Consider the following 20,361-nt stretch of genomic DNA (forward strand, 5'->3'; position numbering starts at 1 on the left):
GCAAACGCTGGGTGACCCGATGGAAGGCCGCCCTCAACGCCTTCGCCATCACCTTCGAAGGCCGCCTGACCCCAACCGCCCGATAGAACCAATCAAGACCGAGTTACACCGTTGATTGGACAGACCCTCGAGTTCGGCCGGGATGTCGCTGCAGCCATTGTTGATCGTGCGCGCGGTCGGCTGCGGCGCGTCGTTGGGGCTGCCGTTGTCCACGGTCTTGTTGGCCAGGTCGTAGTTGGAGTTGCCCGCCGCGGCGACGTTGACGACGCCCTGCTTGGTGGACCACTCCACGGCACGCCGGACGGCCTCCTTGCCGGCGGCCTGGTCGGGCTGGTCGTCACACCAGAACTCGAACGGGTCGACGTAGTAGGAGTTGTTCGTCACGTCCATGTGCTTCAGGCCCGCCCACATGAAGCCGCAGAGGGCGTACTCCGGGTAGATGAAGCCGTCGTTGTTGACGACCTTGACGGAGGCCATGCGCACGTTCGGCGCGACACCGACGATGCCGATGTCGTTGCGGGCGGCGGCGATGGTACCGGCGACGTGCGTACCGTGGTCGCTCGTCGTCGGGCGCCACGCCAGCGGCGTCTGGTCCGGGCGGCCGGCGTCGGTGCAGTTGACCGAGTTCGCGACGTCGATGTTGGCCTTGAGGTCCGGGTGGGTCGGCGAGATGCCGCTGTCGAGCACCCCGACGAGGACGTTGCGGTTGCCGTCAGAGATCGCCTGTGCCTGCGGGGCCTTGATCATTTGCATGTCCCACTGGACGCCCTCGTTGGGGTCGAGGCTCTCCCCGGGCTGCGGGTCGGACGGGATGTCGCCGTTGTCCGGCTTCTTGGCACCCTTCTTGTACCCGTTGGCGCCGGGACCCCACGGCGGGGCCACGTCGGTCGGCGTCCCCTCGGAGACCCCGGCCGTGCGGGTGGCGCCGACCGAGGCGACCGCGTTGCCGCCCTTGGCGGTGACGTTCACGCGGAAGGCCGCGCGGTCGGAGTGGGCGACGACCACACCGATCTCGGGCCAGGACTGGACGACGACACCTCCGGCGGCCTCGACCGCGCGCTCGACGAGACGAGTCTGGCCGGGGTTGGCGATCCGGGCGTTGACGACGTAGCTCATGAGCATCCCGTCGGGGATGTCCACGTTGACCGGTGTCGACGTCGGCTCGTCGGTGGTAGCCGCTCCGGCCGAGTCGGTAACGCCTCCAAGGAAGGCGGCACCCGCCATGGCGAACGCCGCGGCGGTGGCCGCGAGGCGTCGCTTGGGCAGGGCATGCTGCATGTGTTGCTCCTTGAACAGTGAGGCTGCGGCACCCATCGCCGCGGTCTGGCTGGGCCCCGATTTCGAAAGTCCGAAATCGCCCTGAATCCAGCCTTTAGGGTTGGTTGGTGACGGTAACAGCCTGATCGTGAATTGTTCAAGAGTTCACCACCGCGCAAGGCCGAGGGCCCGTCACGGGATCGACGACATTCGTGTCAGGCGTCCGTACGCGGCGGGGTGCGGAGGAACGAGCGGATGGCGGGGACGAGGTCGGCGTGGGCGTCTTCCAGCAGATAGTGGCCCGCGCCGTGATACCGGCGAATCCGGGCGGCGGGGAAACGCCGCCGCCATTCGTCCAGTACGGCGCGGTCGAAGACAGGGTCGTCCATTCCCCAGGCGATCAGCGTGGGCCGGTCGGCGAACTGCGCCAGCGACGCGCCGGTGGCCCGCAGGAGCGGCCAGGAAGGGTCGCCGGGGCGCAGCGGGATGTCCTGGACGAAGCGCTGGATGGCCACACGGTGCTCGGGCCGGTCGTAGGGGGCCAGGAACGCCGAGCGCACCGGAGCGGGCATCCGGCGCCGGACCCCCAGCGGACGCCAGGTGGCGCCGCGGGCGAACAGGTTGTGATGCAGGAACAGGCGGGTGCCCAGCCGGGTGTCACGCAGCACCCGGTACGGCAGGCGCAGCAGGGGACGTACGCGTTCGCCGTGCGGGTTCGGAAAGGCCGCGGTGTTCAGCAGGACCAGGCGGGCGATCCGGTCCGGGTGGCGGGAGGCCCAGGCCATGCCGATCGGCCCGCCCCAGTCGTGCAGGACGAGGGTCCACCCGTGTTCCGGGGCGCCGCCGGCGGTGATGAGGTGTTCGGTCAGCGCGTCCAGGTCGTCCACGCGGGCGGCCAGGTCGTAGGGGTAACGGCCGGCGTCCGGCTTGTCCGACAGGCCCATGCCGATGTGGTCGGGGGCGACGCAGCGGAACTCCGCACGCAGCGCGAGGATCGGCCGCCGCCACAGGTAGCTCCAGGAAGGGTTCCCGTGCAGGAACAGCACCGGCTGCCCCGCCCCCTCGTCCAGGTAGTGCTGGCGCAGGCCGTCATGACGCGGGTGGGCGAACCACCGGGAGGCGAACGGATAGTCCGGGAATCCGGTCACCGGATCTTCTCCGTGGAAAGGTGGGCGGTGAGCCGGGCCAGTCCGTCCGCCATGCTCACCCGGGGCCGGTAGCCGAGATCGCGGCGGGCCGCGGAGATGTCGAACCAGTGCGCCGTCGAGGCCTGCTCCACCAGGAACAGCAGCGGTGGCAGGCGCCGCGTTCCCGGCAGCCGGCGAGCCCGCTCCAGCAGCCGGGCCGCCCGCAGGACGGGTCCGACGGGCGCCCGGCGGGTCACCGGAGGCAGCCCGGCGGCACGCAGCAGCAGGTTGAGCCATTCCCCGAAACCGCACGGCTCGCCCTGGGCGATGAAGTAGGCCCGGCCGGCCGGGGGTGAGCCCGGACGCAACCGGTCGAGAGCGAGCAGGTGGGCGTCGGCGGCGTTGTCGACGTAGACGGTGTCGACGGTCTTGTCGGCCTCGCCCAGCAGGCACAGCAGACGGCGTCCCGCCACCAGCCTGGGCAGGAAGTGCGGATCTCCCGGCCCCCAGATGAGATGCGGGCGCAACGCGACCGCCGTCACCCGCCCGGCCGCGGCGTCGGCGAGGACGAGCCGCTCGGCTTCGGCCTTGGTCCGCGGGTAGGCGGCGGGAAAACGGCGGGCGTACGGCACGGACTCGTCCACGCCCTCCAGGTCCCGCCCGTCGTGGACGACGCTCGGCGAGGACGTGTGGACCAGGCGGGCGCCGTGGCGCGCGCAGGCGTCCAGCACGTTCCGCGTGCCCGACACGTTGACCTCCTCGTAGTCCCGGTCCCGTCCGTGCACGCCGGCCTTCGCGGCGCAGTGCACGACCGCCTCGCACGGGGCGACGGCGGCCGCCACCGCCGCGCGGTCGCGCACGTCGGCCAGGTGCTGGACGATCCCGAGCGCCGCCAGCGCCGGGCTGTGGTGCCGCTGGAGGGCGTGGACGGTGTCACCGCGGGCGGCCAGCCGCCGGCAGACGGCCTCTCCAAGGAAGCCCCCGCCCCCGGTCACCAGGACCCTCATGGCCGACCCGGCCGTACGCGCCGCGCGGCCCACCGGGCGAGCTCGGACCGGCGGATCTTGCTGTTGTGCCGGGCGTCGACCGGGAACCCGGGATGGAACAGCACGTCGCGGAGCCCGGCGGTGTGCGGATGGCGGGCCGCCACCTCCAGGACGTCGGCCGTCACGCGTGCGTCGTCCCGGGATCCCGGCTCGCGCTCCACGACCAGGACCGGGCGCTGCGCGCCGGCGGGACCGACGCCGACCAGCGCGGTGCGGCGGACCCCGGGCACGGCGGCGAAGACGGGTTCGACCTGGTCGGTGTGCAGGTCGCCGCCGGTGGTGCGGACCCGTTCCGATTTGCGTCCGGCGAACCAGAGCCTTCCCTGCTCGTCGAACCGGCCGACGTCGCCCATGCGGTGCCAGACGCGGTCGCCGTCGCTGATCCGGGCCAGCGCGGTCGCCTCCGGATCGTCAAGGTAGGGATCGCTGACGGTGGGGGCGGCCACGGCGATCTCCCCGATGGCGCCGGGCGGCACGACCAGATCCGCACTCCACCGTTCGACCGGGTCGTCGCTGAGGGCGATGACGCGTACCTCGGTGCCCGGGAGCGGAGGGCCCAGGCAGGTGCCCGCCCCGGCGGCGGTGGCCGCGGCGTGCTCGGCGAGCAGGCGGCTCTCGATCGCGGCCACCGGCATGCACTCGGTGGCGCCGTACACCGACAGCACCCGCGCGTCGTCGCGCAGGCAGCCGCGCAGGCGGTCCATCACCGGCATCGGCAGCGGCGCCCCGGCGGACACCACGTCGCCGAGCGTGTCCAGCACCAGGCCATGGGCGGCGCAGTGCCGTGCCAGCCGGTCCAGCAGCGCGGGGGCGGCGAACATCCCCGCCACGCGATAGCGCCGGATGTCGGCGACCAGGGCGGCCGGGTCGGCCCGCACCGGATGCCGCGGGTCCATATCCGGGATCACCACGGTGGCCCCGAACGCCGCCGCTCCGAGGGCGAACGGCGCGAACGTCGACATCACCGGCGTTCCCGGTTCCACTGTGCCCAGCGCGCCCAGCAGGGTGAGCTGCGCGGCCAGGTGCCGGTGCCGCAGCGGCACGCCCTTGGGCGGGCCGGTGGAACCGGAGGTGTACGCGATCAGCGCCAGGTCGTCGGGCCCGGCGGAGGGCTCGCCGGGCCGAAGGCCGCGTGCGGGCGCTCCGGACGGCCAGGCCGAGCCGTGGGCCCGCCGCGAGGGGACCGTGACGGACACGCGGACGTCAGGGGCCCAGCCCAGCAGCCTCCTGGCCAGGTGTACGGCGGGGATCGCGACGAAGGCCTCGGGCGCCGCCTGGCGCAGACAGCGCTTGATCGCGCCGAGCGGCAGCCCGGGATCGACCAGCACCGGCACCGCGCGGAGCCGTACCAGGGCGACGGCCAGCGCGCCCAGTTCCGGGCCCGGCGGGACCAGCAGGCCGGTACGCATGCCGGGGCGGATTCCGGCCCCGGAGAGGACCGCGACGGCGTGGTCCACCGACCGTGACAGCTCCCCGTAGGTGGTGGCCGCCGGGCTGCGGCCGCCGACCTGGCAGGCGATCACGTCGGGCTGCTCGCGGAACCAGTGCTCGGCGCGGACGATCAGCTCGCTGACCGGCTCGGCCGGGCCGGAGCCGCTCGAACGGGTCGCCCAGGTCGTCACCGGATCACCGCCGCATGTCGGTGGCTCCGGCTCGGGGGAGTCGCTTGTGTGATCACCGGATCACCACCGTACGACGACGATTCCGGCGCTGGCCCCGCTGGCCAGGCCGACGAGGGCGACCAGGTCGCCGCGCCGGACCCGTCCCGACCCGACCACCCGCGCCAGTTGCACGAGCAGCGTCGCCGCGACGAGGTTGCCGTGCTGGGCGATGGTGACGACGACCTTGCCCTGCGGTATCCGCACCTGGTCGCAGAACCACCACAGCGTCGGCAGCGTCGCCTGGTGTACGCAGACGGCCGCGAAGTCGTCCCAGGTCAGCCCCAGATCGGCGAGGGGTTTGTGGAAGACGGCGTAGTCGATGTTCTCGATGCCGCGCACCAACCCGGCGGAGTCGACGACGAGCGGCCCGATGGTGGGCCGGCCCGCCCACGGGTCGGTGGTCAGGTTGTCCACAGCGGAGACCGCCGCCTCCCACCCGGCGGAGTACGCGGAGAACCGGTGGGCGAGCACCCCCGGTTCGGAGCCGGCCTCCAGCAGCAGCGCGGCGCCGGCGTCGGAGACGGTGTAGGACGCGGCGACGGTGACGTACTCCTCGGCACTCGCCACCGTCCACGGTGTGCCGGCGGTGGGCAGCTCTCCGCAGCAGACGAGGACCCGCCGATGACGGCCGGCGGAGATCAGCGCGTCGGCCACCTGGATGGCGTTCAGCACGCTGTTGCAGGCGTTGCGCACGTCGAACACCGGGCAGCAGGCCCCGATCTTGGCGGCGACGATGTGTCCCGTGGCCGGTTCCACCGCGTCGGACGACACTCCCGCGTAGATGAGCAGATCGAGGTCGGCGGCCCGCAGGTCGTTGTCCTCCAGGACCCGGCGGGCGGCGTGCGCCGCCAGGTCGGACGGTTTCTCGTGGGGGAGGGCGATGTGCCGGCGCCGTACTCCGCTGTGCTCGTGGATCAGCCCCCGGGGCAGGTCCAGGGTGGGGTTGCGCTCGGCGAGCCGGTCTTCCAGCTCGGCCGTGCTCAGCGTGGTCTCCGGCAGATGGGCGGCCACCCCCGCCAACCGGGTGTGCGACTGGGTCACTGCGGTCCTCACCTCTCGTTCGCTTCAGGCCGGCCCGCCGGTACGGGGCCCGCACCGGCGGGCCGCTCTTCACGGCGCGGGCCGAGGCGGACGAGGACGCTGTGCGCGATGTCGGCGACGGTGCCGCCGCCGCGCATCAGCTCCATGGGCGGGATGTCGATGCCGAACCGGGCGCGGATGGAGGTCAGCAGTTCGGTGGCCATCAGGGAGTCCAGGCCGTACTCGTCCAGCCGCCGGTCGCTCGCGATCTGGTCGGCCGGGACGAGCATGACGGTGGACAGCAACCGGGTGATCTGCTCGGTGAGGTACGCGTACCCCTGCTCGTGGCTCATCTCCGCCAGCAGCGACGGCAGGTCGGGCCCCGGCTCCTCCGTGCCGGGCGGCAGCACCAGCGACAGCCACGGACGCCGCAGGCCGGGCAGGACCTGCCGCAACCGGCCCCAGTCGCAGCGGCCGACCATGGCGACGTCGGCGTGCTCGCCGAGCATGTCCCCTACGGCGTCCAGCGCCCGGGCGGGCGACATCGGCGGAATCCCGGCCTTGGCCAGCGTCTCTCCCTGCCTGCCGCGGGTCAGCACCCCGGTCTCCGCGAGCGCGCCCAGGCAGGCCGTGAGGCCGGGCAGGCCCTCCCGGTTGCGCCGCCGGGCCAGCGCCTCCAGGAACAGGTTCGCGGCGACGTAAGAGGTCTGGCCGATGTTGCCGACGGTGGTGAGGGAGGAGTACATGACGAACAGGTCCAGAGGGAGGTCCCGGGTCAGCTCGTCCAGCACCATCGCGCCGGCGACCTTGGGGTGCAGGACCGCCCGGATCCGGTCGTCGCCGAGGTCGGCGAGCAGGCCGTCGTCGAGATGCATGGCCGCGTGGACGACGCCGCGCAGCGGACGGCCGCCGGCGTCCAGGTCGCGCAGGATCCGGCGTACGGCGTCGCGGTCGGCCACGTCGGCCGCGTACGCGCGGACCTCCGCCCCCGCCGCCTCCAGTTCCGCCAGCAGAGCGGGTGCCTCGGGCGCCTCGGCGCCCCGGCGGCCGACCAGGGCCAGGTGGCGGGCGCCCCACTGGGCGAGGCGGCGGGCCGTCGCCGCGCCGAAGCCGCCCAGGCCGCCCGTGACCAGGTAGGTTCCCTCCGGGTCCAGGCGCGGCGCCGTCCGCTGGGGCCGTACGGTGACCGGTTCGTCGCGCGGGTCGAAGGACACCACGACTTTTCCGATATGCCGGGAATGGCGCATCATGGCGAAGGCGTCGGCGACGCGGGCGGCCGGGAACACCGTGTGCGGCAGCGGCCGGAACCGCCGGGAGTGGTAGAGGGGAGCGGCCTGCGACGTGCTGTCCGCCATCAGCTCGGGCGCCTTCCACATCAGGGTGCCGATGTCCACGCCGTAGAACGCGATGTTGTCGGAGAACGGGCGCAGCAGCAGGGACCTGTTCTGGTAGATGTCCCGTTTGCCGAGCTCGACGAACCGGCCGCCGTGCCGCAGGCATTCGACGCCCCGGGTGATGGCCTCACCGGCCAGCGAGTTGAGCACGATGTCCACGCCCTGGCCCCCGGTCAGTTCCCTGACCTGCTCGGCGAAGTGCAGGCTGCGCGAGTCGAGGACGTGGTCGGCTCCCATCGCGAGCAGCAGGTCGCGTTTGGCGGCCGTGCCGGCGGTCGCGATCACGCGGGCGCCGTGGTGCCGGGCGTACTGCAGCGCGGCCAGGCCGACCCCACCGGCGCCGCCGTGGACCAGGATCGTCTCGCCCGCCCTGACCCGCGCGCAGTAGCCCAGCGAATGATGCGCGGTGGAGAACGCCATCGGCATGGTGGCGGCCTCGGTGAAGGTCATCCCCTCGGGAAGGGGGACGGCCGCCCACGCCTTGACCCTCGCGTGACTGGCGAATCCGACCGGTCCCGCGGCCATGACCCGGTCGCCCGGCCGCGTCCCGGTGACGGCGGCGCCGACCGCGGTGACGATCCCGGCGCATTCCAGGCCCAGTCCGTGCCCGCCGAAGACCGCTTCGACGGCCTCGGCGGGCAGCAGGTTCACCGCGTGCATCACGTCGCGGTAGTTCAGCCCGATCGCCCGCACCTCGACCACGAGCTCGTCGGGCTCGGGCTCCGGGACAGGGATCTCCTCCCAGGCCAGCGTGTACGACAGCCCCGGATCGCACACCTTGAGCCGGTAGGCGTCGCCCGAGCCGTTGGCCACACCCCGGCCGGGCTCGCCCGGCTCCAGCAGCCGCGGCACGAAACGTCCCCGGCGGGTGAGCAGAATCTCGTCCTCCTCGTCCGGGGCGAGCAGTTCCGCCGCCAGGCGGCCGGCGTCCTGCGCGGCGTCACCGGTGGGATGCAGGCAGATCCGGCGTATCGCCGGCCGCGGCTGCTCGTTGCCCAGCGAACGCGTCGTCCCCCAGGTCGCCGCGTCCTCGGGGTGGAGCCGGACGCCGGTGAGGTGAGGTTCCGGCAACGCGCCGCAGGGACGGGCGACCAGCCACACCGTGACCGCGACGTGCTCGGGCAGTTGCTCGCAGGCCAGCGCGACGGCCCGCAGCGCCGCGGCCCGCCGGGTGATCCGCTCGACCGCCGCCTTCGGCTCGGTGCCGTCGGCTGGGCCCGATTCGGTGTCGTCGGCTCCGCCCAGGACGACCGCGACGGTGACCGTCCCGGCGGTGAGCGGGAAGTGGTCGGTCCAGTGGTCGGGGTCGTCACTGAGCGGCGAGTGGAGCACGTCGCCCCCACGGGACCGCAGCAGCGCCCCCAGCTCGGCGGTCAGCGCGCCGGTCCCGTCCTCACCGGCGAGGATCCACGTGCCGGAGGCGTCCGGCACGGCGGGCACGGTGGCCGGAGCGTCTCCGGCGGTGGCCGGGGCGCCCTTGGCGGTGGCCAGCGTCACCGAGAAGTCGCCGGCCGCGAGTTCGTCGTCGTCGCCGGTCTGGACGATCTCGGTGTAACCGGCCTCCGCCAGCACCTCCGGCCATTCCTCCCGGGACAGCAGCGGTGAGTGCGGGCGCAGGTGCCGGTCGGTGAAGTCCCAGAACTCCTCCTGCACGCCGAGGAACGGCAGCAGGGTCCCCACCCGGTGCGGTTCGGTGATGAGCAACTGGCCGCCGGGCACCAGGAGGGTGGACAGGTGGTGCAGCGCGGCGGGCAGGTCACGGGCCAGGTGCAGGCTGTTCGCCGCGACCACGAGATCGAATCCGCCCGCGGCCGGTCCCTGCCCGGCCGGGTCGGCGTCCAGGTCGAGTACGGCGTAGTCGACGAAGTCGAAGCCGGCGAAGCGCTGCCGCAACCGGGGCAACGCCGCTTCGGCCCGGTCGGTGACGAGGTAGCGGGTGCGGTCGGCGGGCAGGACGGGCAGCAACATGGCGGTGGTGCCGCCGGTCCCCGCACCGGCTTCCAGGACACGCAGCGGCCGGTCGGCCGGCCAGCGCCGGACGATCTGCTCGACCAGTGCCCGGGCGATCCGGTTGGTGAACAGGTTGACCGGCCCGACGTCGTGGAACTGTTCCAGCAGTTCCTGGCCGCCGCCGGAACTTAGGACCTCGGAGGCGGTGAGCCGGCCCGTGAGCAGTTCGGGCAGGCACCGCCCGGCCCGTACGGACAGGGCGCTCTGGGCGGCGAAGGCGGCCCCCCGGCTGAGGAGGTCCCGGTGCAGATCCCGGACCAGGTTCCGGTGCAGGTCACGGTGCAGGTCACGGTGGAGGTCATGGTTGGGGTCCCGGCTGGGACCCCGGGGGAGGTCGCCGTGCGGCTCGCGCGGGTCCCCGCCCGCCGGCGTCAGGCGGAGGCCGCCCTCGCGCTCCAGCAGTCCGTGCCGCTCCAGCAGCGGCAGGGCCGCACGCAGCATCCGCCGGTGGTGCGCCTCCGGGCACGCCTCGATCAGTTCCTCGACGCCGATCGGCCGCCCGTCGGCCGGCCGCGCGCTCGGCTCGGTGCTCGGCTGGGTGCTCAGCTCGCCGAGCGCGCCGGCCAGCGTACGGGCGAAGACCTCTTCGAGCCGTGCCGCGTACCGCGGGTAGTCCAGCTCGTGCCACGCCGAGCGCAGCCGGTCGATCCGCTCGGCCGCGCCGGACAGGATCTCCCCGGGGCCGGGTGCCGGCCACGGCTCGGCGGGGGCGCCGGCCCGGGGCGCGGCCCGAAGCGCCGTCTCGTACCGGGTGACCGGAGTGATGTGGACGCCGGGCATCCGGCGGAGCCGGCAGCCCTCCACCTCGGCGGCGATCCGGCCGTCGTCGTCGGCGACCACCAGGTCCCAGCAGACCTCCTCGGCACTGCTGGAGCGTTCCCGCACGTACACCAGCCCTCGCGCCGAGGGCCTTCCCCACAGGCGGACGGAGCCGATCGCGGCGGGCATGTAGCCGCGGCCCGAGCGCAGCGACTCCACCAGCCACAGCACGCCGGCCTGCAGCGCGCTGTCCAGCACCACCGGATGCATCTGGTAGCGCCCCTGTCCCTGCTCCGGGCACGAGTAGGCGCCCAGCACCTCCCGCTCGCCCATCCACAGCTCGGTCAGGACCTGGAACTCCGGCCCCCACACCATCTGTCCTTCGGCGGCCCGCGCGTAGTAGCCGGGCACGTCCACGCGCGTGCGGATGCGGGCGCGCAGCGCGGCCACGTCCAGCGGCGGCGGGATCCGGCGCAGCAGCGGCCGCACCCGGGCCCGGAAGTGCTCGCGCGGCTGCTCGGCCTGCCGCCCGGCGCTTGCCACGGTCACCACTCCGGTCTCGGCGCAGAGCGACGTCTGCGCGTACACCGGATCGGCGGCGGCCTGCGACGGCACCACCATGGCCCGGCTGATGTCGACCCTGTCCACCTCCACCGCCTCGGCGGTGTCCGGTAGGGCCAGCCGGGCGGCGGCGATGGCCATCTCCACGTAACCGGTGGCCGGCATCACGGCGGCGCCGCCGGCCCGGTGATCGGCCACCCAGGGCACCCGTACCCGGTCGATCTCCCCCTGCCAGGTCGGGTCCAGCACCGGCAGCCGCTGTCCCAGCAGCGGATGCTGGATCGTCGGGTCGACGTCGGTCCGCACCCAGGTGTGCGGGCCGCCGATCCAGTGCCGTTCGCGCTGCCAGGGGTAGGCCGGCAGCGATCGCACCGCGCCGGGGCGGGGGAAGTACCGATCCCAGTCGAGCCGCGCACCGGCCGCGACGAGGTCCGCGACCGCTCGGCGGACCCGCGCCGGGCCCGGCTCGTCGCGGCGCAGGGTGGCCACGACGGCCGCGCGTACCCGCGCGGAGCCGCTTATCCGGCGCAGGTACGAGCGCAGCACGGGATGCGGGCCGATCTCCAGCAGCACGTCGAAGCCGTCGCCGAGCACCCGCTCGACCGCCGCGGCGAACCGGACCGGCTCCCGGACGTTCCGCCACCAGTACGTCGCGTCGAGTTCCGGCCCCCGGACCAGGTCGCCCGTCACCGTGGACACCAGGGGGACACGCGCAAGGCCGGGCCGCAACCCGGCGAGTCCGTCGGCCAGGGGCTGCCGCGCCGGCTCCATGGCACCGCTGTGGAAGGCGTAGTCCAGGTCCAGTTCGCGGAAGAAGACCCTGCGTGCGGAGAGGTCCTCACCCAGGGACTTCAGCGACCCGTCCGGTCCGGCGATCGTGACGTCGCGGTCGGAGTTGACCGCCGCGAGCTCCAGGTCCGGGTAGCCCGCCAGGATCTGCCTGGCCGCGGTCTCGGGCAGCCCGAGCGCGGCCATCCGGCCCTGCCCCCTGGTGATCGACTGCGCGACGCCGCGCTCGGAGATCACCCGCGCCGCCTGGGCCAGTGACAGGGCGCCGGAGGTGTGGGCGGCGGCGACCTCGCCGACGCTGTGGCCGAGCACCACTCCCGGCCGTACGCCCGCCGCCTTGAGCATCTCCACCAGGCCGACCTGGACGGCGAACAGCAACGGCTGCGCCACTTCCGTGGCCGAGAGCCGGGACCGTTCGGCGGGCAGGGACAGCTCCTCGATCACCGACCAGCCGAGCGCGTCGGACAGTTCGGCGTCGACCGCCTCCACGGCCGATCGGAAGCCGTCGTCGGACAGCAGGTCGGCGCCCATCCCGGCCCACTGCGAACCGTTGCCGGAGAACGCGAACGCCACCCGCCCGTGCTCCACCGCCTCCGACTCCGCCACCGCCGCGTCCCCGGCGCCGAGCCGCCTGCCCGCACCCGGCCCACCGGATTCACCGGACGCGCTCGCGGGGGCGTCCGGCTCCGAAGCGTCCACCAGGCTCGCCAGCGCCCCTGCCGCCGCCTCCGCTGTACCGGCCAGCACCACGGCGCGATGCCGGTGGGCGCCACGCCGCCGGGTCGCGGTGTGGGCCACGTCGTAGAAGTCCCGTTCGTCGAGTGACGCCAGGTGGGCGGCGGTCCGTTCCACGGCTTCCCGCAGAGCCGGCCGGCTGCGCGCGGACACGACGATGGGCAGTGCTCCTGTGGGGGGTGCCGGTGCCTCGCGGGCGGCGGCCGGTGCTCTGAGGGGGGCGGCCGGTGCTTTGAGGGGAGCGGGTGGCGCGGTCAGCGCCACATGGGCGTTGGCGCCCCCGAATCCGAAGGAGTTGACACCGATCACGGGCCGCTCGCCTGCCGCGTCCAGTGGCCGCGACTCGGTGGCGACGCTCAGCCCCAGGGCGTCGAAGTCGATGCGGGGGTTGAGCGTGGCGGCGTGCAGCGAGGGCGGGATCACCCGGTGCCGGAGCACCAGCAGGGCCTTGAACAGCCCCGGCATGCCGGAGGCGGGTTCCAGGTGCCCCAGGTTGGTCTTCACCGAGCCGATGGGCAGGGCTCCGCGCGTACGCCGGTTGCCCAGCGCCCGCCCCAGTGCCTGACACTCGGCTGGATCACCGGCCTGGGTGCCGGTGCCGTGGGCCTCCACGTACGCGATCTCGTCGGGGCTGATGCCCGCTGTGGCGTACACCTGCCGTAACAGGGTCTCCTGCGCGTCGGCGTTCGGCAGCGCCAGCCCTCTGGTGTGGCCGTCGTTGTTGGTGGCGGCGCCGACGATGACGCCGTGGATCCGGTCCCCGTCGGCGAGCGCGTCGGCCAGGCGCTTGAGCACCACCACACCGCCGCCCTCCGCGCGTACGAACCCGTCGGCGTCGGCGGAGAAGGCCCGGCACCGGCCGGTCGGCGACAGCATCGACGCCTGACTGAAACCGATGAAGGGGCCCGGGCTGAGCAGCAGGTTGACCCCGCCGGCCAGCGCCACCCGGCTGGAGCCCTCCGCGAGTGACCGCCAGGCACGCTCCACGGCCGTCAGCGACGAGGAGCACGCGGTGTCGATGCTCATGCTCGGCCCGCGCAGGTCGAAGAAGTGCGACAGCCGGTTGGCCGCGATGGACAGGGTTCCCCCCGACATCGAGTACGGGCCCAGGCCGCCCGGCTCCAGCGCCTGCATCGTGCCGTAGGCCGGATCGGAGATGCCGACGAACACGCCGGTGTCCGTGCCCGCGAGCACCGCCGGGTCGATGCCCGCGTCGTCCAGGGCCTCGACCGCCATCTCCAGGAGCAGCCGCTGCTGCGGGTCCATCGAGGCGGCCTCTTTGGGGGAGATGCCGAAGTAGGCGGCGTCGAAGGCGGTGACGTCCCCGTCGAGGAAGCCCCCGGCCCGGGTGTAACTCCTGTTCGGCCTTGGCGTGACCTCGTCGACGAACCGATCGGCCTCGAACCTGCTGGGCGGAATCCGGCCGACCAGATCGGCGCCCTGCCGCAGCGCCTGCCACAGCCCGTCCAGGTCCACGATCCCACCGGGCAGGCGGCATCCCACGCCCACCACCGCCGCCGCGTGCTCCGGCCAGGCCTGTTCCGCTGTCGGGTCGTCCGCGCTCATGTCGCCCTTCCTGCTCAGGTCCACCACGACTCGGCACTTCGCCGGTCGGCTCGCTGTCTCGGCCAGGGTCCACCGTGTCTGACGTGCGCACCTGACACAGGCCAGGCGGATTCGTCACCATGTCACCACAACTGGTGGTATGTGCCTAGGTACACTCCGTATTTGTCCGGAAGAATGATGTTGTGCGAGGAATGGCCAAAACCATTGCGGCCCGTACCCGCCCGTCGTTCACGCCAGGACAATCAGCGGCAGAAAGCAGATACTGATCAGGTGAAGGTGACAACCAGTCCTGCACCTCTTCCCGGTGTGCGCGCTCAGGTCGTTCCCCGCTGAGTCGGCGACTCCGACGCCGACGTCTCCTGCCGGAGGTTCGCATGGAGCTGTGGGAGCGCTCCGGGCAACTGGAGCTCCTCGACGATCTGCTGCGGGGGACCGCCCACGGCGGTCGCGTGGCGGTGGTGGCGGGCGAGGCCGGGATCGGCAAGTCCGTGCTCGTGACCGAGTTCGCCCGGCGGTGCGGGCCGGCGGCGTGGGTGCTCTGGGGCGGTTGTGACCGGCTGATCACTCCGCGGGCGCTTGGTCCCCTGCACGACATCGGCCGCCAGACCGGAGGCGCACTGGCCGAGCGGCTGAACACCGGTGCCTCGCAGGAGGAGCTTTTCACGGCGTTTCTGGACGAGATCTCCGGTCCCGCGCAGCGCCCGCGCCCGGTCGTCGTCGTGGAGGACGCCCACTGGGCCGACGAGGCCACACTCGACTGGCTGACCTGGTCGGCCCGGCGGATCGGCCGCACGCCGGTCCTGTTCGTGGTGACCTACCGCGACGACGAGGTGGGCGCCGAGCACCCGCTGCGCGGCGCCCTCGCGACCCTGCCCAGCGCGATCACGCGGCGCGTGTCGCTGCCGCCGCTGTCGCGGGAGTGCGTGGCGGAGCAGGCACGCCTGACCGGGCGGGATCCGGAGCCGGTCCACCGGTTGGCCGGCGGCAATCCGCTGCTGGTGACCGAGCTGTTGAAGGCGGAGGGGCGGGCGGTTCCGGTCACGGTGCGGGACCTGGTCCTGGACCGGCTGCGGTTGCTGCCCCGGCCGGCCCGGGAGCTGGCCCACCTGGTGTCGGTGATCCCGACCCGCGCCGACGCCGCCGTCGTGGCGGAGGCGCCGGACCTGGTCGACGCGTGCGTCGACGCGGGGGTGCTCGTGCCGTCCGGTGACGGTGTGTCGTACCGCCACGAGCTGCTGCGCGGCGCGGTGGAGGAGTCGCTGTCGCCCGCACGCCGCGCCGCGCTGCACCGGCGGGTGCTGGGCACGCTGTCCGGGATCGCCGGGGTCGACCCGGGCCGTCTGGTCCACCACGCGACGCGGGCGGGGGACGAGGCCGCCGTCCTGCGGTACGGACAGGTCGCGGGGGCCGGCGCCGCCCGGCAGGGCGCCCATCGGGAGGCGACGGCGCACTATCGGGCGGCCGCCGGGTACGCCGACAGGTTGCCGGCCCCGCGACGAGCCGAGCTGCTGGAGGGGTACGCCTTGCAGGCGTACCTGGCCGGGCTGGCCGAGGAGGGACTGCGAGCCCGGCGGGCGGCGCTGGCCGTACGCGAGGATCTGGGGCAGCCCGGACCGGCAGGGGAGAACCTGCGCTGGATCTCCCGGCTCGCCTGGTGGGCGGGGGACGCGCGGCAGGCCTGGGAGGCGGCCGAGCGCGCGGTGACCCTTCTGGAGACCGAGCCGCCGGGCCGGCCGCTGGCCATGGCCTACAGCAACCGGTCCCAGTTGCACATGCTCGCGGGGGAGCGGGAGGCGGCGGTCTCGTGGGGCGAGCGGGCGCGAACGCTGGCCGTCCGGCTGGGGGACGTGGAGACCTCCCTCCACGCCGAGATCAACGTGAGCACCGCCCGGCTCGTGGGCGGTGACGCGGCCGCGGCCGCGGCGCTGCGGGAGGCGCACGAGCGGGCCGCGGCCCTCGGGCTGGCCGATCACGCCGCTCGGGCGCTCGTCAACCTGGCGACCACGCTGGTGCAGCTGGCCGAGTACGAAACCGCCGCACCGGCGGTCGACCGCGCGCTGGCGTACGCCACCCAGCAGGACCTCGACGGCTACCTCCAGTACCTGCTCGGGGTGCGGGCGGGGGTGCGGCTGACGCGTTGTGACTGGGCCGGCGCTCTGGCCGACGCGGACGCCGCGCTGGACCGGCCGGTCCGGGACGGGGTCGCCGTGGTGCCCGCGCTGCTGGCGCGGGGCCGGATCCAGGCGGCCCGTGGCGAACGCGAGGCGCGGGCCACGCTCGACGAGGCCGCCCGCCAGGCCGAGCGCACCGGCGAGGTGCAGCGGGTCTGCCCGGTGGCGGCGGCCCGTTCGGAGTACTTCCTGCTGTACGGCGACGTCGGGCGTGCCGCCGAGGAGGCCCGGCGCGGCCTGGACCTGGCCGTCCGGGCCCGTCATCCGGTGTACGCGGGTGAGCTGACCTTCCGGCTGTGGCGGGCCGGGGAGACCGGGCCGGCCCGCGTGGAAGCCGGGCCGTACCGGATGATGATCGACGGAGACTGGGCGGGCGCGGCCGCGGAGTGGGCCCGGCGCGGGGCCGCGTACGCGCGCGTCGAGGCGCTGGCGGGCGGTGACCGGGACGCCGCGGCCGAGGCCCTGCGGGTCCTGGACGGGCTGGGGGCCACCCGGGTGGCGGACAGGGTGCGGGCCGAGCTGAGAGGGCGAGGCCTCACCCGGGTGCCGCGCGGCCCTCGCCGGACGACGGCCGCCAACCCCGCCGGCCTCACGCCGCGGCAGGCGGAGGTGCTCGCACTGGTGGCCGAAGGGCTGTCCAACGCCGAGATGGCCGCGCGCCTGTCGTTGTCGGTCAAGACCGTCGATCACCACGTCTCCGCGTTGCTGGACAAGCTCGGCGTGGCCACCAGGGGCCAGGCGGCCGCGGTGGCGCACCGGCTGGACCTGGCCGGGAAGCCCGCAAATTAGGCAGTTCTCCCCAGTCGCGGATCGTCGCGAGGACCTACCGTTCCGCGCGAAGACGCCGTCCCAAGGGGGAGACATGAGCTATCTCGGCACACCTGACGAATCACCCCTCTACGAGGCCGAGCGATCCGCCCGGGGGTACGTGCCCAACTACCTGAGGGTGCTGGCGCTGCGGCCCGAGGTCTACGACGCGTGGCTGCGCCTGGCGGAGGAGGTCAGGGCGGGCATGGACCTGCGCCGGTACGAACTGGTCACGCTGACGGCCGCCCGCAGTCTCGGTTCCTCGTACTGCGGTCTCGCGCACGCGGCCGTGCTGCTCGAACGGTTCTACGACGGCACGGAGTTGCGGTCGATCATGACCGACCACCGCGATGCGGGGCTGGCGCCGGTGGACGTCGCGGTGATGGACTTCGCGGACCGCGTCGCCCGGGATCCGACGGGTGTGACCGAGGGAGACGTCGCGGTCCTGCGCGGGCACGGACTGGCCGATGCCGACATCCTCCAGATCGTCCTCGCCGCCTGCCTGCGCCGGTTCTTCAGCGGTGTCCTCTCCGCCGTCGGCGCCGTCCCCGATCCGGTCTTCGACGGGCTGCCGGCGGATGTCCGGGCGGCCTTGGGAGTGACCGGCGAGGCTGCCACACCTGCCGAGGCGGGCGGCGCCTGACCCGGGCGTCCGGAGGTCGTGGTGAGCTGGATCAGCGGCCTCACCGAGGCTCACCCGTGCGGCGGGGCCTCCGCACGGATCGCCGCCCGGTGGCCTTGCAGCAGGTAGACGATCACGACACCGACGACCGCGGAGATCGCCGCGAGGATCCCCACCATGGTGTAGCACGCGCTGGCGTATCCCCGGCTCAGGAACGCGACATAGCCATGATCCAAGCACGACTTTTGCGCATGTACGCGAAGGATAAGACGTGAGGCGCTACGACCTGCTGACTGCCGCGATGGCCGCCGTGACCGCGAGAACCGCGACCGGTGCAGTCCTTCGAGGGAGTGTGCCAGCCATCATCAGGTGCCGTCGATGGGTGATTTTCCCCAGAAGTACCGGATTACAAGGCCCCTCTCAAACACACTCTCACCGTGAGTGGCCTCGCGTGAAGTGTCGGCTGACCGATTGATCGCTTACTGTCACACTGCGTTAGGTTCATGACAGTTAGCGAACCTATGGTCCGCTCGCACCTTGTGAAAATTTCATAACAGTCAGGACATATGAAACTGTAGTGAAACTAGTAGCTCAATGAGTTAATTGTTCCTCGGGATCGGCTGCATCTTGCCTGCTCAGGCTGATCTGGGGGCGGGATCGTCAGCGATCCGCACATCCGCCTGAAGCCTGGCTCTAGCCGCCAGTTCTCTCAGACTTTGCCAGAAATCGGCCTAGGACCCTGTCCTTCCTCGGGTTCTAGGGTCATAATCGTCAAGTATTGCGGCGGACGGTGCGGTGACCGCACCCGAGACCGTGTGGCTGGCTGCCCGACAGGAGGCAAGATGCTTCTCCGCTTCCGTGTCGCCAACTACGCATCGTTGCGCGACGAGCAGGAGCTCAGCTTGGTTGCTCTGGATCCGCACAGCGATCTGGCGCTCTGCAACCCCACCCAGGACGATCTACGGCTGTTGCCGGCTGCGGCCATCTATGGCGGCAATGCCTCCGGTAAGTCGAACCTGCTGCAAGCCTTGCGTTTCATGGCGACCGCTGTCGAGAACTCCCACCAGAGGTGGAAGCCTGGGTCGGCTATCCGCCGAAACAGCTTCCGATTCGATGGCGAGAGCATCGGTAAAGAGTCGATGTTCTCTGTCGATATTGCACTCGATGGCACGCACTATGAGTACGGTTTCGAGCTGGATGATGAAGCCGTACGGAGTGAGTGGCTGTACAGCTTCACCAAGCAGCAGCGAAGGGTTCGGCGTGTGCTGTTCGAAAGATCAGGCCCCGAGGGGAGCTCCATTCGTTTCGGTGAGCACCTGAGAGGTAGGAAGAAATCGATTGCCGAACTGGTCAGGCCAAACAGCCTTTACCTGTCGGCTGCCGCAGCGAACAATCATCCCCAACTCACCAAGCTGTATCGGTGGTTCGAGAGAGGGATAATTTATATCGACGCGGGTGAGCCGTGGACCAACCTGGCTTCAACCCTGCATGAGCTTGAGGTGCATGACCGTGAAGGGATCCTGCGCCTGCTCAGTCATGCCGACTTCGGTATCACTGACGTGCGGCAGGAGTTGCAGCCCATGGCGAAGGAGGTGCGTGAGGGATTCATCGCGTTCTTCAGTGCGATAAACCCAGACTTCGCGCCGGGCGAAGATGTCGAACTCCAGGGTTGGCCGAACGTGGAGTTCACTCACGAGGTGAGAGGGCGCGAGTACAGGCTTCCGATGGAATTGGAATCCAGCGGAACGCGCGCATGGTTCGCTCTCCTGGGTCCTATCCTCAAAGGATTTTCGCGAGGGAGGCTAGTCGTGGTCGACGAACTGGATGCCTTCCTGCACCCTCTTCTGGTAGGCGAGCTCGTGGCACTGTTCCAAGACCCAGAGTTCAACAGGAAAGGAGCGCAGCTGGTCTTCAACACGCATGACGTCACTCTTCTGTCATCCCTGAACAAGGCGAGGCTTCGGCGTGACCAGGTCTGGTTCGCCGACCGTAACGCAGATGGGGCGACAGAGCTTCACCCGCTGACACAGTACCGAGTCAGGGACGGGCTCGATAACGTCTTCCGTGGCTACCTCCTGGGCCGCTACAGGGGTGTGCCGGTTTTCGATGATTCCTTCCTAGGGCATGCTCTCGCCGGGCACACTGGTGAGCATGCCGATCCGCCGCAGCAGCAGGACGCTCAAGCGCCGACAGGGAAACCTGCCAGAGAGGAAGCGATTCCTCATCTACTGCGAGGGTGAGGTTACGGAACGTCTCTACTTCGGTGCCCTGAAGCGTCAACTCCGCATCCCTGGGGTCCAACTTGGATCGGCACATGGAGAGCCGCTGAGCCTGGTTAGAGCTGCGGCCGACCACAAGGCGCGTGCAGCTATGTCCGAAACGGACCAGTGCACGCCATACGAAGAGGTTTGGTGTGTAATTGACGTCGAGGCACCGATTGAGCATCCCACTCTGCAGAAGGCGTTGAGCCTTGCCAGGGCGAAGGATATAAAGTGCGCTGTCTCAAACCCGTGTTTTGAGCTGTGGCTAATACTCCATAGCTGGGACCAGCGCGGCTACCTGACCACGGACCAGGCGTGTAACCTGCTGGAGGCTCGGGGCTCGTGTTGCTACAAGCGCGACGGCAAGAGCTTCGACGCTGTAGGCCTGTTGGGAAGCTATGAAGTTGCCCGAGAGCGTGCACAAAGGCTCGAAGAAGATCACCGCGAGGTGACTAGGTGGACAGACCGCAATCCCTATGCGTCTGTGTGGCAGCTTGTTGACAAGCTACGCGCTCAAGTCGATGGTTCGAGACAGTCGGTGAAATGACCTGGACTGGCTCTCTCGATGATGTTCA

Annotated in this window: 11 protein-coding genes; 4 read left to right on the plus strand and 7 right to left on the minus strand. The window is 71.7% G+C overall.

Annotated features, from left to right (window positions below):
* Positions 1–48 precede the first annotated feature (48 nt).
* The 6 genes from HHX40_RS32800 to HHX40_RS32825 form a co-directional block, all read right to left on the minus strand.
* On the minus strand, positions 49–1,278 hold the full coding sequence (locus tag HHX40_RS32800; RefSeq protein ID WP_182883685.1) for a S8 family peptidase: 1,230 nt from the start codon (positions 1,276–1,278) through the stop codon (positions 49–51).
* Positions 1,279–1,472: 194 nt separating this feature from the next.
* Positions 1,473–2,405: an alpha/beta fold hydrolase gene (locus HHX40_RS32805; RefSeq protein WP_182883686.1), complete on the minus strand. Its 933-nt coding sequence runs from the start codon at positions 2,403–2,405 to the stop codon at positions 1,473–1,475.
* On the minus strand, positions 2,402–3,391 hold the full coding sequence (locus HHX40_RS32810) for an NAD-dependent epimerase/dehydratase family protein (protein ID WP_182883687.1): 990 nt from the start codon (positions 3,389–3,391) through the stop codon (positions 2,402–2,404). Before HHX40_RS32810 ends, HHX40_RS32805 begins: the two co-directional genes overlap by 4 nt.
* Positions 3,388–5,052 carry a fatty acid CoA ligase family protein gene (locus HHX40_RS32815; protein ID WP_220499872.1) on the minus strand — a complete coding sequence of 555 codons (1,665 nt, stop codon included), beginning with the start codon at positions 5,050–5,052 and terminating at the stop codon, positions 3,388–3,390. Before HHX40_RS32815 ends, HHX40_RS32810 begins: the two co-directional genes overlap by 4 nt.
* A 60-nt stretch (positions 5,053–5,112) precedes the next feature.
* The gene (locus HHX40_RS32820; RefSeq protein WP_208868257.1) at positions 5,113–6,144 is read right to left on the minus strand and encodes a 3-oxoacyl-ACP synthase III family protein; all 1,032 of its coding nucleotides are present in this window, start codon (positions 6,142–6,144) and stop codon (positions 5,113–5,115) included.
* On the minus strand, positions 6,141–13,925 hold the full coding sequence (locus HHX40_RS32825; RefSeq protein ID WP_182883688.1) for a type I polyketide synthase: 7,785 nt from the start codon (positions 13,923–13,925) through the stop codon (positions 6,141–6,143). The genes HHX40_RS32820 and HHX40_RS32825 overlap by 4 nt, the downstream gene beginning before the upstream one ends.
* A gap of 374 nt (positions 13,926–14,299) precedes the next feature.
* On the opposite strand from HHX40_RS32825, the gene HHX40_RS32830 reads away from it, so the two are divergent.
* Both HHX40_RS32830 and HHX40_RS32835 read left to right on the plus strand, forming a co-directional pair.
* On the plus strand, positions 14,300–16,885 hold the full coding sequence (locus HHX40_RS32830; protein ID WP_182883689.1) for an ATP-binding protein: 2,586 nt from the start codon (positions 14,300–14,302) through the stop codon (positions 16,883–16,885).
* A 73-nt stretch (positions 16,886–16,958) separates the two neighbouring features.
* Positions 16,959–17,546, plus strand: a complete 588-nt coding sequence (locus tag HHX40_RS32835; RefSeq protein ID WP_182883690.1) for a carboxymuconolactone decarboxylase family protein — start codon at positions 16,959–16,961, stop codon at positions 17,544–17,546.
* A gap of 50 nt (positions 17,547–17,596) precedes the next feature.
* Here HHX40_RS32835 and HHX40_RS32840 read toward each other — a convergent pair whose 3' ends face one another.
* Positions 17,597–17,761 carry a hypothetical protein gene (locus tag HHX40_RS32840; protein WP_182883691.1) on the minus strand — a complete coding sequence of 55 codons (165 nt, stop codon included), beginning with the start codon at positions 17,759–17,761 and terminating at the stop codon, positions 17,597–17,599.
* Positions 17,762–18,367: 606 nt separating this feature from the next.
* On the opposite strand from HHX40_RS32840, the gene HHX40_RS32845 reads away from it, so the two are divergent.
* Positions 18,368–19,765 carry an AAA family ATPase gene (locus tag HHX40_RS32845; protein ID WP_182883692.1) on the plus strand — a complete coding sequence of 466 codons (1,398 nt, stop codon included), beginning with the start codon at positions 18,368–18,370 and terminating at the stop codon, positions 19,763–19,765.
* On the plus strand, positions 19,677–20,333 hold the full coding sequence (locus tag HHX40_RS38360; protein ID WP_182883693.1) for an RloB family protein: 657 nt from the start codon (positions 19,677–19,679) through the stop codon (positions 20,331–20,333). The genes HHX40_RS32845 and HHX40_RS38360 overlap by 89 nt, the downstream gene beginning before the upstream one ends.
* The last annotated feature ends 28 nt before the right edge of the window (positions 20,334–20,361 follow it).

Origin of the sequence: Microbispora sp. H10949 (assembly GCF_014161435.1) — a bacterium.
Classification (GTDB): domain Bacteria; phylum Actinomycetota; class Actinomycetes; order Streptosporangiales; family Streptosporangiaceae; genus Microbispora; species Microbispora triticiradicis.